The sequence below is a fragment of the Martinezella lusitana genome (assembly GCF_016901135.1).
GTDB lineage: Bacteria > Pseudomonadota > Alphaproteobacteria > Rhizobiales > Rhizobiaceae > Rhizobium > Rhizobium lusitanum_D.
Genome location: NZ_JAFEVL010000030.1, coordinates 25681 through 39276, shown reverse-complemented (window position 1 = coordinate 39276; position 13596 = coordinate 25681). Strand labels below are relative to the sequence as shown.

At 59.7% G+C, this 13596-nt stretch carries 10 protein-coding genes; 3 read left to right on the top strand and 7 right to left on the bottom strand.

Annotated features, from left to right (window positions below; translation table 11 throughout):
- The first annotated feature begins 285 nt into the window (after window positions 1–285).
- On the top strand, window positions 286–1302 hold the full coding sequence (locus JTP94_RS11405; protein ID WP_204850604.1) for a FecR domain-containing protein: 1017 nt from the start codon (window positions 286–288) through the stop codon (window positions 1300–1302).
- A gap of 36 nt (window positions 1303–1338) precedes the next feature.
- Here the strand turns inward: JTP94_RS11405 and JTP94_RS11400 are convergent, their stop codons facing one another.
- Both JTP94_RS11400 and JTP94_RS11395 read right to left on the bottom strand, forming a co-directional pair.
- Window positions 1339–3510: a CHASE2 domain-containing protein gene (locus tag JTP94_RS11400; protein ID WP_246754828.1), complete on the bottom strand. Its 2172-nt coding sequence runs from the start codon at window positions 3508–3510 to the stop codon at window positions 1339–1341.
- A gap of 139 nt (window positions 3511–3649) precedes the next feature.
- Window positions 3650–4435 carry an AraC family transcriptional regulator gene (locus JTP94_RS11395; RefSeq protein WP_204850602.1) on the bottom strand — a complete coding sequence of 262 codons (786 nt, stop codon included), beginning with the start codon at window positions 4433–4435 and terminating at the stop codon, window positions 3650–3652.
- Between the two features lie 400 nt (window positions 4436–4835).
- Between JTP94_RS11395 and JTP94_RS11390 the strand changes: the two genes are divergently transcribed.
- Complete coding sequence (locus JTP94_RS11390; protein WP_204850601.1) at window positions 4836–6203, top strand: NCS2 family permease; 1368 nt, start codon at window positions 4836–4838, stop codon at window positions 6201–6203.
- A 12-nt stretch (window positions 6204–6215) separates the two neighbouring features.
- Entirely contained in the window at window positions 6216–8078 is a 1863-nt protein-coding gene (locus JTP94_RS11385) for an adenine deaminase (RefSeq protein WP_204850600.1), read from the top strand.
- Between the two features lie 101 nt (window positions 8079–8179).
- Here JTP94_RS11385 and JTP94_RS11380 read toward each other — a convergent pair whose 3' ends face one another.
- From JTP94_RS11380 to JTP94_RS11360, 5 genes are all read right to left on the bottom strand, one after another.
- Window positions 8180–8866, bottom strand: coding sequence for an aspartate/glutamate racemase family protein (locus JTP94_RS11380; RefSeq protein WP_204850599.1), 687 nt, complete (start codon window positions 8864–8866; stop codon window positions 8180–8182).
- 10 nt (window positions 8867–8876) lie between these two features.
- Window positions 8877–9662, bottom strand: a complete 786-nt coding sequence (locus JTP94_RS11375) for an SDR family oxidoreductase (protein ID WP_204850598.1) — start codon at window positions 9660–9662, stop codon at window positions 8877–8879.
- A gap of 79 nt (window positions 9663–9741) precedes the next feature.
- Complete coding sequence (locus JTP94_RS11370; protein ID WP_204850597.1) at window positions 9742–11034, bottom strand: LLM class flavin-dependent oxidoreductase; 1293 nt, start codon at window positions 11032–11034, stop codon at window positions 9742–9744.
- Window positions 11031–12002: a cupin domain-containing protein gene (locus JTP94_RS11365; protein ID WP_204850596.1), complete on the bottom strand. Its 972-nt coding sequence runs from the start codon at window positions 12000–12002 to the stop codon at window positions 11031–11033. Before JTP94_RS11365 ends, JTP94_RS11370 begins: the two co-directional genes overlap by 4 nt.
- Window positions 12003–12023: 21 nt before the next feature.
- Window positions 12024–13424 carry an amidase gene (locus JTP94_RS11360; protein WP_204850595.1) on the bottom strand — a complete coding sequence of 467 codons (1401 nt, stop codon included), beginning with the start codon at window positions 13422–13424 and terminating at the stop codon, window positions 12024–12026.
- Between the last annotated feature and the right edge of the window lie 172 nt (window positions 13425–13596).

Sequence of the window (13596 nt, the reverse complement as noted above, 5' to 3'; positions counted from 1 at the left end):
AAGTGCCAAACGACCCCGACTCAAATTCTTCGAGCTCAGCAATCGGGGCGTAGTACAGGTCTCCTCGGGCGGGCGTTGCTGAAGAACTCGGGAAAGCCATGCCATCGGATAGGTTGTGTAGAATGTTCTTCGTGAAGATTCAGTGAGAATACTGGTGGTAGAATACACCCGATCTTTGGCCAAACCCAATCCGACAATAACTCGGTCTACACCGTTTATACTCAGAAAGGATGATGGGTATCCGGGGATATCTATGGTAAAACATAGATAATCCTGGAGGGTGAGATGTTGTATCTGCGCCATGCCGCGACCGTTGTGCTGAGCGTCATGCTGCTCGCGCCGTTGTCTTCGAAAGCCGCCGAGAAGGTCGGCCAGGCTGTGCTGATTAACACCGAAGTTACGGGCGCAGGCGGTCCGCTGGCAGTCGATGATCCCGTCCACCGGGACGAGCAAATTCGTACCTCCATTTCGGGCCTTGGACAGTTCACATTTCGAGACGGCACGAAATTGGCTGTCGGAGCCGGCTCGTCTGTTGTCATCGACAAATTCGTTTTCGATGACTCGGGCTCAGTCAAAAAGCTTACCATAAAGGCCGCAAAGGGCACTTTTCGCTGGGTGAGCGGAAATTCAAACTCTTCGGCGTATCAAATCGTGACGCCCGCCGGAACGATCGGCGTGCGCGGGACCGTATTTGATTTTTATGTCGGGGCTAACGGCACGACGGCGGTTGTTCTTTTGAGTGGCGCCGCGCAGTTCTGCGGCGCGGGTGGCTGCCGGCAGTTGAAGCAGCAATGCGACTGCGTTGTTGCTAAACGCAATGGTGAGATAAGCGATCCTCGCCGGGTCAACCGCGACATTCTCAAGACGCTCGGCAACCAGCGAGCTTTGCCGTTTCTGTCCGGGGATCAACAACTTTCGGGACGAATGGGTTTTGGCGGCAGCTGCGGTCTGTCGACGGCGATGAAAGATCGGCCCAACGGGATATCTCCACGCAGCGTTCCGGCAAACAATCCTGCTCCGGCACAGCCCAATACGCCTAGCGTACCTAGCACGACGGAATCGCCACGCGCCGAGGCGCCTGCTGCTGCTCCGCGGGAAACTCCCAGCACGCCGAATGTCCCAAATCCGCCAAGCACGCCCGACAAACCTGACAAGCACGACGGCGATGAAGGCAAGCATCATCATGACCATCATCATGGCAGAGGCGACCACGGATGGGGTGATCACAACGGGGGCGACCGAGACAGCGATGGCCATGACGGCGATCATGGCGATCACGACGGCGGGCACCACCGTCGGTAGCGCAGGAGGAGTTGCGGGCGACGGCTGCAAAATCAGCTAAATGTCGGCCGCTTTATCTGCGGGCTCGTCGACGAAGTGTCCGGCTCGGCGCGAAATCTGGCCGTAAAACTCCTGCAACAGTCCTGTCGTCGCGACCTGCGCCTTGAGTTTTGCGGCGCCGACAAGTTTGCGGCTGCTCGTCGACCGTGTTCGCAGGGCAGCGACAAGCCGCCTGTGCATGGCCTGCAGTTCGACAAAATCAGCAGATTTCGCCAGGCGCGCATCACCGACCACCGCAAAGAGTTCGGTTCGCATACTCTTACCCTTCAGCGTCAGCGCTCCCGCGTCGAGTAGAGCGCAATCTGGCAGCAGGCTTGCTGTCGGTTCGGATACCAGAATGTCGAAATTGATGTCCTTGCAGGCAGATTCGATACGCGCGGCGATGTTCACGGCATCGCCGACTGCGGTGTAATTGAAGCGTGTCTCGGCGCCCATATTGCCGACGCATGCAAGCCCCGTATGTATGCCGATCCCTATTCCGACCTGCCGCGCGTCTCCGAAACCGAATGCATCGCTGTTGTTGAGGCGGGCGAGCGTTTCCCGCATGCCCAGGGCTGCATGCACGGCCTTGCCGGCATGGTCAGGGACATCGACGGGAGCGTTCCAGAAGGCCATGATCGAGTCTCCGATGAATTTGTCGAGCGTGCCTTCGTTGACGATGACATGGTGGCTCAGCGCATCGAGCAGTGTGTTCAGAAACGCGACGACGGCGCTCGGTGTCATCTCCTCGCTGATCTGGGTGAAGTTTCGCACATCGACGAACATGACGGTCAGCTCGCGCTCATCTCCTCCAAGGCGCAGGGCATTGCGCGTATGCTCGATGCGATGGAGCAGCGATGGTGAGAGATAGTGGCCGAAAGCCCGCCGCACGTCGCGCCGTTCCCGATCGATCACGAGAAAGCGGAATCCCGTCGCAGCGAAATGCGTGATCGATCCGGCGACGATCGGTGCCAGCGGGTCGAAGAGAAGCCCCCCATAAAGGAAGGCAAGCCAGGAGGCCACAAGGGCAAATGAGGTAATCAGCAGGCCGCACGCAAGTGCAACGGCCGGATTGACGAAGGTGGTGAGGATCACCAGAAGGCCGCCCAACACGGCGATGGACAGGATTTCAAGCCCGTCTGCCCAATCCGGCCGGGAAAGGAAGCGGCCTGAAAGGATCTGCTCGACGATCTGCGCATGGATGGAGACACCCGGCACGTTTTCACCAAGGGCCGTTGTGCGGACATCCTGGAGCCCGGAAGCAGAGGTTCCGACGAAAACGATACTGCCTTCGATGGCGGTTCTGATATCGGCGGAGGCGTCTCCGGTCGCGAGTACCTTGCTTGCCGAAATATACCGTTCCGTGGTGTCGGGGCTGACATAGAGCCAGAGCTCTCCTGTCGCCGTTACCGGCACCACGAAATCCCCGATCTTGACCCGGGTCAGTGTATTCGGCGTGTCCGGTGCCGCGTCGAGTACGTAGGTGGAGGCCCCCTGTGCGACACGGAGCGCTTCGAGCGCAAGATTGGGGTAAAGCTGCTTGCCGTCGCTGAGGAAAAGCGGAACCGCGCGCACCACTGCCGATGATGCACCCGGATTGAGGCTGATATGACCGAGGCCGGCGGCATTGGCTTCCAATTGCGGCTGCAGCGGCGTCGCGGCCTTGATTGCGGGCGGCGCACCGAAGGGGCTTTCGCCGGTATAGGCAAAGCCTGCCTTCACCGATGGCAGATAGTTTCCCGCATTGGAGAGGCCGAAGCCCAGCACCACCGGCCTTCCCGATAGCGATCGGGAAAAAATCTCATCATTATCCGGTAGCTTGCCCAACAGTGAGGGATCAACGCCGGTGACATCGCGAACGACATTGCGAGGCGAGAGGCGGTCGGGCTCGGCGAAGAGGATATCGAAAGCGATAGCGGACGCGCCCATATCGGAAAGCCTGTCCACAAGGGCGGCAATTCGGTTTCTCGGCCAAGGCCATTGACCGAATTCGCGCAGTGACGCTTCGTCTATGTCGATGACCCGGACAGGTTGGTTCTCGAAGGTCCGGGGCACCAGGCGCTGATACTGGTCAAATGTCAAATCGCGGGCGAGCCTTAGCAACTCAGGATCGCTTGCCCGCAGGATCGTCAACGCTGTGACGATAACCAGGCCGATAACGACGCCAATTTGCTGCGCACGCGTCACCATTACGGTGTCAGCCCCTTTGCCTTGCATCTCTTGGCAATAAGTAGCGATTCGAAGAAATACAAAAATCTATTGGTCTGCTGCTGCGCCAAGGAAGAATATGCTGCCTTGTTCTCGGGAACGATGCAAGAGAATGCCGCCACTACCGGAAACGGCTTGGTGGAGCGCCATTCCTGTCCTTGACCCGTCGGGAAAAATGCGCCGGGCTCCGGAATCCGCAGCGATGGGATATCTCGTCGATTGTCAGGCTGGTGGACTGCAGCATGTGGATACCCGCATCCAGCCTTCTCTCCCACAAGTAATGCATCGGCGGCACGCCGAGATAGGTCTTAAAAAGATGAATAAGGTAGTTCGCGTTGGTACCGGCGAGGCTTGCGAGCTTTGCAACCGTCCACGATCGTGAATATTCACTGTCGAGCGCCTTTTTTGCCACGATAACCGCCTTCGGCAACGGCCTCGTTCGCCCCGCAAGCTGGGTACCTCGGATATATTCCGCAAGGATCGTCCGGCCGAGCGAATTGCGCATATGGTTGGTTACATCATGCTCGGGCGGGGAATCGGATTCCTGCTGCAAGGAAAGAGCGCCGGCAAAGAGTGATGGCATCAAGGGAGGAATCGGCTGGGCGGCCGGCAAATTTTCCAGTACCGACCAGTCCTCCTCCGACAGCGCATCCGGGGAGAAGTGGCACCACATTGTCTGAACCTTTTGGTCGGTGTTCGACAACGCGTGGAGATCGACGTGATACGCCTGCAATGTAGCGCAGGGCGCATGCACGACACGCACACGGCCGTCGACGATGAACCGCACCGACCCCTTCATAATGAGCGACACCTCGACACGTGGTTCGCCGAAATAGGTGCCGGCAGGATTGCTGTCGCTTGTCGCCTTATGAAAGTGAAAATTATAGTCTCGACTTAAAATCTCCATAACTTGATCCTGCCTCCAAAAAACCCGCATCCGAAGCGTCGAACCCGGCTGCGTTCGTTCGGCTCGCGGGCCGGTGTGAGAATATGGGTTTGCCTGCTTACGATGGCGCCTCCATATCGATAACACGCAATATTCGTGCCTAACTCGCCACCCTCCATCTGAACGCCGAGCCCGCCTGTCTCACTGGGGTGGGACATTCGCGCCAGGCGCACAAGTTAGTCCGCATGTAGCGACCGAAGCCTCCCGAGTGTCGGAATACGCATATCTTCCTGAGTTCCAATCAACTTCGCGGAGCCGCAGTCATGGCGCCCGCCTTTTCATGGCGATATCCAGTTTCATCGCGCTCGATAGACAGCAAGAAGCTGCCAACGCGACGTCGAAAGCAGGGGAACGATAGGCAATGACAGGCAATGTTTTTTCGGATCAGGAGGGCTCAAAACTATCGGCCCTCAATCGATATTTCCGCATCGAAGAGCGAAATTCGTCGATATCCCGCGAGGTCGTAGCCGGTCTCACGACCTTCGGCGCGATGAGCTACATCATCGTGGTCAATCCGGCGATCCTGTCGGCGGCGGGCATGAATATGCATTCGCTCATCATCGTCACGGCCCTCGCTTCGATGGTGGGAACCCTGATCATGGCGCTTTGGGCCAACCTGCCGATCGCGCTCGCCCCAGGCATGGGATCCAACGTGATCTTCGCACAAGTTGTCGTGCTGCAGATGGGAGTGTCCTACCAGACTGCCCTCACCATGGTCCTGATCGGCGGGATCCTGTTTACGATCCTGTCGCTCACCCGATGGCGTGAGCGGATCGTCCGCGGCTTTCCCGAGTCGATTCGTCTGGGCATACAATGCGGCCTCGGCCTCTTCATCGCCTATCTCGGGCTCAAGAACGCCGGCTTGGTGTCTCTGGCCCATGACCGTCTTTCCTTTGGCAATATCGCCGAACCGGCTGTCATGCTTTCACTCGTCGGCGTGCTGGCGACGCCGATATTATTGGCATTGCGGATACCGGCCGCCTTTCTGATCTCGATTGCCGCTCTGAGCTTTATCGGTCTTTTCGTCACGGCCCATGGCGCGCCACTGACCGCTTTTCCTGATCGCATCATCGATTTTCCGATCATTCCGAAAGAGCTTTTCTTCGCCTTCGATTTCCATGATTTCTTCACCCACTTCTGGCTCGTTCTGCCGATCACGCTCTACTTCTTCATGTCCGATTTCTTCTCCGCGACAGCCACGCTGATCGGTGTGACGCGCCGCGGCAAGATTATGGATGAGGACGGCAACATCCCGAGCGCACGGCAAGCCTACGCCGCTGACGGCTTCGCCTCGATTATCGGGGCCGCGCTGGGCACGTCGACGGTCGTGGCTTACGTGGAATCGGCCGCGGGCGTCGAAGCAGGTGGCCGCACGGGTCTGACTGGCATCGTCGTCGCAGTTCTCTTCGGCTTCTCGCTTTTCCTCTGGCCGCTCATCGGCATCATTCCGGCCCAGGCGACGGCTCCGGCCCTGGTGATGGTCGGCGTTCTGATGATGGAAGGCATTCGCGATCTGGACACGTCTCGTCCCGAGAATGCCATTCCGCCTCTTTTGATCCTGCTGATCACGGTGGTGACCACCGACCTGATGATGGGCCTGGCGATAGGATGCTTCGTCTACTCGCTGATCGTGCTGGCGATGCGTCAGTGGCAGAAGCTCACGACTATGCTTCTGACCCTCGATGTCATTTTCATCATCTACATCATTATCGCCCATCGGGCATTTTAAGGAACGCATGTGATGAGTCTTCCAGACGATCTCATCCTGAACGCAAAGGATGACATTGCCGTCCGCCAGGATCTAGTCCTCGTGGCGCTGGGCAAAAGGCCGGCGGATTTGGCCATCCGCGTGGGCCGCTTGCTGAATGTTCATACCCGCATGTGGGCCTTGGACCAGGAGATCGTCGTCAAGGGACGGCGCATCGCCTGGGTTGGCCCTGCCGGCCAATACAAGGGAAAGGTTTTCCGTCGGGTGCATTATCCGGACCTGTCGGCGGTTCCGGGCTTCGGCGAAGTGCACAAGCATATCGAAAGCACTCATCTGACGCCTGAATATGAAGCAGCCCTTGTCCTGCCGAGAGGCAACACCTGGACATGCGAGGCGAGCCATGAATTCGCAAATGTCGACGGCCCCAACAATACGGCATTCTGGAAGACGGCCCGCAGCCATGGCGTACCACACAAGGTCTTCATCCAGCCTGGCTCCGCGGTGCCTCCGAGCGGATGGGAGAGCACCGGCGGCCATTACGGCTATGAGGAGCAGCGCGGCTTCCTGACGAGAGACCTGTCCGTGGTCAGTCTTGACGAGGTCATGGATTGGCCGGCGGTCTGGGATCCGCAAAACCCCGCCTATGAGCGGATTTGGGGAATGATCCGCGCAACGGTCGAACAGCGCGGCGTTGTCGAGGGACACGGTGCAGGTCTGGTGGAGGCGCATGAAACGAGTGCCTTCGCCGCATCCGGCATCTCGTCCGACCACGAGATCTGGAGTTTCGAGGACGGGTGGGAGAAAATAAACCGGGGCATCTTCATCGAAATCCGCCCCTATAATTTCCCCGAGGTTTTGCCGGGCCTCCTTGAGCGCGGCCTTCCCGATTGGTCCAATATCGCCTTTACGACGGATGACCGCAGTGCCTCGGAAACACTGAGAATAGGCGCGAGCGACTACAATCTTCGTTCGGCGATCGAGCACGGCGTCCCGCCCGAAACCGCCATTCAATGCGTCACGCTCAACCCGGCGAGACATATGCGCATCGACGCATGGGTGGGCAGTATTACACCCGGCCGCTACGCGGATCTCGTGCTGCTCGATGACGTGGCGTCCGTTTCCATCTCAGCCGTTTACGCAGACGGCCTGCTCGTTTCCGAAGGCAAGCAATATCTCGGGCCGCAACCCGACATTTCCTGGCCGGAATGGGCGACCGGAACGCTGAACATCGGGCGCCTCCTGAGCGCCGCGGATTTTGCCGTTCCGGCTCCCGGCGACCGCCGCAGCGCGCAGGCCGCGCTCCTGCGTCCCTTTCACTGGAATCAGGATTTTCTGACCACGGAACTGAAGGTTGAAAACGGTGAGGTCCAGCGGGATGTGATGCGGAAGATTACGAAATTCGCAATCATCGACCGCTATAGCGGCAACGGAAAGCTGGCATCGATGTTTTGGCTGGGCTGCGGTCCGGCGGATCCGGACACTGCGGTTGCCTGTTCCGTCGCCCATGATTCACACAATGTCTGGACGGTAGGCTCCTCCGACCGTGCGATGGCGATGGCCGTAAATCGCCTGCAGGAAATCGCCGGCGGATGGGTGCTGGTGCATCGAGGCGAGATCGTAGCAGAGGTCCGCTACGAGATCGGCGGCCTGATGACGGCGCGCCCGGCCGAGGAACTTGATCGAGAAATGCAGCAGCTATATTCAGCCGCGGAAAAGATCGAGTGGATGTATGAGCCTTCCGCTACCAAGATCTGGAAGCCAGGTTTCCCGGAAACCCTCATATTCGCCACCCTGACCTGCCTGCCCTGGCGCTGGGTATTCGTCGCACCGAGCGACCAGATGCCGTCGGGACTTGTCAACGTCAACACAGGCCAATCGCATCCCGTCGTCTGGTAAACTGAAAGGCGAGTATGGACCTGGGAAGCGGATCGATAGAACAAAGTAGTGATTTGGTCACTGGTCGTTTGAGGTCAGTCTTCACACTCAACGGCCTGCGGTCATTCGCCGAGGCAAACGAGGCTGTGTTCGATGGCCACACGCACGGAATCCAGGACGGGAACTCCAAGTTCCAAGGAAAGCATCGGCGCGATCGATGAGCCGGCCAAATTCGTGCAGAGAATGAGGATTGCGTCGACGGGAGTGCGCGCCACCTCGCGCACCATTTCGGCGATGTCATCCGGCACGATTGCCGCATAGGCGGTATTCTCCGTCAGGTCGCAGCGCACGGCGGCCGCCACCTCTATGCCGATGCCGGAATAGTTGGCGATGATGCGCCTTTCGAGTGCTTCGACATAGGGCGTCACCAGCCCGATCTGTCGCGCGCCGATCCGTTGCAAGGCCTCGTTGATCGCGATGACCGCCGTTGTGGTGCGAATGCCGGTTCGTGCCTCGATAGCGGCGACCCATTGCAGATCACGGTCGAAGCCGAGCCAGCTCGCCGCCGTTCCATTCCACAAAATGAGATCGACAGCGGCGTCGGCCAGAAGATCTGCAGCTGCGAGGACTGGTTCGATTTCAAACTGCTGAAGTGAGGATGCATCGTCGGAGATCTGGACCACCCGCAGGCGTGAGACATGCGACGTCACGGAGCCGTTGGCCGGCAAGAGTTTTACCGTCTCCGGCTCCAGCACCGTGTTGGAGGAGGGCGCCAGCATGCCCAGCCGCTTGGGGTGTCGCTCGGTCATCGCAGCACCTTCAGACAATCGAACGGCGGGAGGCGATCCCGCCATCCACCGTCATGATCGTACCGGTCGTGTAACCGGAGCGGAAGGAGGCGAGGAACACGATCAGATCCGTAACCTCATGGACATGAGCGGGGCGGCCCAAAGGATAGGTAAGGGCCAGTTCTCCAAAACGGGTTTCGTCGCCCAGCACATCCCTGGCCCGCTTTTTCAGCATGTTGTAGATCCGGTCTGTATCGACAGGGCCGGGATTGACGCCGACCACGCGGATGTTGTCGTCAAGGCTTGATCCGCCGAGCGCCCGGGTGAAGGCCATGAGGCTTGCATTGCCCATGGCGCCGGCGATATAGCGAGGGTCTGCGATCTCGCCGCCATTGCCGATGTTGTTGATGATCACGCCGCCGCCGGCAGCCTTCATGCGGGGATAATAGAGCCGGCAGAGATTGATATAGCCGTAGATCTTCAGTTCCCAGCCTTCGCGCCACTTTGCTTCATCGATGTCGAACAGCGAGCCGGACGGAATGACACCGGCATTGTTGACGAGGATATCGATATCGCCGACGGCCGTGGCCAGGCGCTCGGCGGCGCCGGGTGTCGTCAGGTCCTCGGGGAAGAGATCGACGACCGCATCGGGAAGGGCTTCGACGATGCCGGCTTTGACGGACTCCAGCCTGTCGACATTGCGGGCCGTCAGCCGAACCGCGCATCCTTCCTCAGCAAATGCCTTGGCAAGGCCCGCGCCTATGCCTTGCGACGCGCCGGTAATCAGAACGGTCTTCCCGTTTAACCGCAAATCCATTTTGGGCTCCTGTGAAAATCTTGTGAGAGGGCCGCGACCGGTGCGGCGTTTATGGGTGCCCGTGGCCTAGAGACATCGTCTAACGCTTCGCGGCTCGTTCGAGGTCGAGATGGTCCCGCAATGTCGAGCCGGTGTAGTCGGCTCGAAACAGACCGCGCTCCTGCAGGATCGGGACGACCAGATCGACGAAGTCGTCCAGGCCCTCGGGGAAATAGGGCGGCATGACGTTGAAGCCGTCGGCGGCGCGGCTCTCGAACCATTGCTGCAACGTATCGGCAATATGTTCGGCCGAGCCGCAAAGGACCCAATGGCCTCGGGCCGCGGCCATCAGATTATAGACATCGCGCAAGGTCATATTGTCCCGTCGGGCCTTGGACAGCATGACGCTTGCAAAGGAATGGTAGCTGTCGGGAAGCGGAATGTCCGGAACGGCGCCATCGAGATCATATTGGCTCATGTCGACGCCAAATCGGTCTGAAAGCAGCGCCATGGCATTGGTCGAGGAGATGAAGCCTTGCAGTGTTTTCAACTTGTCGAAGGCTTCGCGATCCGTACGGCCGACGACCGGCATAACGCCCGGAAGTAATGTTACCTCGTCCGACTTGCGGCCGAATTCCGGCAAAAGCGCCTTGAAACCTGCATATTGCCTTTGCGCCTCGGACATATCCTGCACCACGGAGAAGACGACGTCCGCCGTGCGGGCCGCAAGCTGCTGGCCGGGAGCGGAGCCGCCCGCCTGCAGAACGATCGGCTGGCCCTGCGGCGAACGGCCGATGTTCAATGGCCCCTTGACGGAGAAGAACGCACCCGTGTGATCCAGCGACCGGACCTTCGCCGGGTCTATGTAGACGCCGCTTGAGCGGTCGGCGACGATTGCATCATCGTCCCAGCAATCCCAGAGACCCTTGACGACATCGATGAATTCGCCGGCGATCGCGTAACGTTGGTTGTGGTCGGGGTGTTCACGGCCGAAATTCGCTCCGGAGACAGCATTCGCAGTGGTGACCGCATTCCAGGCAGCCCTGCCGCCACTGATATGATCGAGCGAGGCAAATGCCCGCGCGGTGCTGAACGGGTCGCTGTAAGTGGTGGAGGCGGTAGCGCCAAGGCCAATATGGCTTGTCGTTATCGCAAGGGCGGCCAGCATGGTGAGCGGCTCCAGCCTGGCGGTGTAGGACGGATGGGCGCCAGGATCCGCATAGAGATTGTCGCCCATGAAGATCAGATCGAACTTGCCACGCTCTGCCGACGCGGCAATGGCCTGAATGGATTTCATATCCTGAAAGCTGTCAAAGGCACCGGGATAGAGCCAGCCCGCGACATGGCTGCCCGTTCCCAGAATGAACAGGCCAAGATGCATCTGTCGTGTCATGAGCCGTTGCCTGTTGCTTCGAGGAAGGAGAAGCCCATCGTTCGGGCATGATAGTGAAGGCCGCCATCCTGCACGATCAGGAACATTGCCCGTTCATCGCCCTCGTTATGATGTGAATGCGGCTCGGTCGCCGGTGTCACCAGCGTTGCAAAAGGCGACCAGTCGCAGCGCAGGCCGCCGACCATCGAATAGGCGCTCTCTCCCTGGAGGATGAGGGTGATGGCCGCGGAATTATGCCGGTGCAGGCGCTGATGCTCGCCGGCCGGGACCGTATTGAGCGACAATGTCAGCGACGGCATGATATTGCGGCTGGCTTCCTGTCGCATGGACGAAAAAATCAGCGCTATGCCGGAGGTCGTCTCGTTCTGCCCGGCCTCCACAACGCGTTGCAATTGTCGTGCGATTTCCGCTGCGGGATAATGCACGGCTTCGATAGCCGCCGTCGCGGCATCCGGCGGAACCAGGTGCTCGAAGGCTAACTGCGGTTCGTTGCTGACCAGCCACAAGACGGCGCCGTCCGGACCCGCGGCAAGCGATGTATTCGGTCCGCCGGGTGTCAGGAACACGTCGCCCGCGGCCCAATCGAAAAGCTCGGTCCCGGTTTTGGTCGAGCCCGAACCCCGGATGACATACCAGATGACACCGCTGGCGGCGAAAGCTGCGGGAAGGGTGTCCCCTGGCGCGATCGCTGCGTACTGCGCGAGCATCAGGGGCGTCGTGGCGGCAAAGGGTGCGGCGATCACTACCGACTGGTCGCAGGCAAAAAGCGTCGTCGTCGTTGCCGCAAGGGCCAGCGCTGCTTCCTCGCGAAAAGTGGATGCTGGCACTGCCGGCAGTTTGACGTTGAAGGCATTGCCCGAATTGAAAAAGCGCGCCCGGGCGGCAACCGGCTCCGCTGTGGTGGCGGGAAGCTGTACCGGCATCGAGGCCATATCTATTTTCAGCGAAGTGTCCAGGCCGTTTGTCATGGTCTTCTCCTCGTTTGCGGGTCAGAGCGCCGGACGCCGCAAATGCCATTGGGTCACGCCCTGATAGGCATGTGCCGAACGGCAGAGCAGCGCTTCGTTGAATGGCTTGCCGACAAATTGGAAGGCGATGGGGGTGCCGGCCGTGCTGGCGCCGCAGGGTACAGTGATGGTGGGATAGCCACAGACATCGAAAGGGGCAGTGAATGGGCCGATGGCAAGGATCGCCTCGGGATCCTCGCCCAGTGACGCCATATAGTCGAGCGTTGGACCGGCAATTGGCAGGCCGGGCACGAGCAGCATGTCAATTCCGGTGAACATGGTGGCGATCCGCCCGTTGAATATGCGGCGATCATTGAGGGCTTCAGCCATCGCCAAGCCACTGAAACTGTTGCCGCGCTCCAGAAGAGCTGCGAGTCGCTCGCCATATTCCTGCCGGCGCGCCGGATATGTCTCGCGATGGGCGAGGGCAGCCTCGACCGCGCACTGCACCGCCCAGCCGTGCAGGACGGCTTCGGATTCGGGAAAGGTGACATCGACGATGCGGGCGCCGAGCGCGCCCATGGTGGCCGCAACGGCCTCAATCGAATGAAGAACCTCTTCCGTCGCGATCCGGCGAAGAAAGGCCCAATCGACGCCGATCGTGATGCCGGCCACACCACCATCGATGTCGGCAAGGTAGTCGGGTACGTCGACCGGTGCGGCTGTGGGGTCGGCGGGATCAGGGCCCGCGATGACCCCCAGAATGGCAGCGGCGTCCTTTGCCGTTCGCGCCATCGGGCCGACATGATCAAGGGATTCAGCAAGAGGGAAGACGCCATGGCGGCTCACCCGTCCCCAGGTCGGCTTGATGCCGACGAGCCCGCAGCAGGATGATGGCAGGCGGATCGATCCCCCCGTGTCCGTGCCAAGTGTTGCGTAGGCAAGCTCGGCTGTAATCGCAACGCCGGATCCGCTCGAAGAGGTTCCGGTCCAGTGCGCGGCGCCGAAGGGGTTGATGGGCGGCGCGATCGTCGGGTGATGATCGGCATAGACGCCTTCCGTCGCCGTCAGCTTGCCGAGCATCACGGCGCCCGCAGCCCGCAGCCTGGCCGTGGCGGTCGACTCATGAGGCGGCTGCCAATCGCTATATATCGAGCTGCCGAGACCCGTTTTTATATCGGTCGTGTAGAAGACATCCTTCACGGCCATGGGGATACCGTGCAGGGGACCGCGCCAGTGTCCGGCCTTGATCTCCGCATGGGCATTTTCAGCCGTCCTCATGGCGGTTTCGGGCGCGACTGCGACATACGAATGAAGCGTACCGTCATAGGCCGCGATACGTTCGAGCATCAATTCGGTCAACGTGACAGGTGAGAGGGCGCAGCTGCGGACACGGTCCGACAAAGCGGTAAAACTTTCGGCCCACAATCTGTCTTCCGTCATCTTGCCCATCTCCGCAGGCTGGTGCCATTCTCGTTATACATAAAGAAGCTCTCAAAATAATCAACGCAAAAATATTAGGCAATTTTGGGTAAATTTCAGGCTAAATCGGCGTTACGACACAGGTGACTTCCAGGTTTCCGGTCCAAGGCTGGTATAAAATCAATGATTTTGA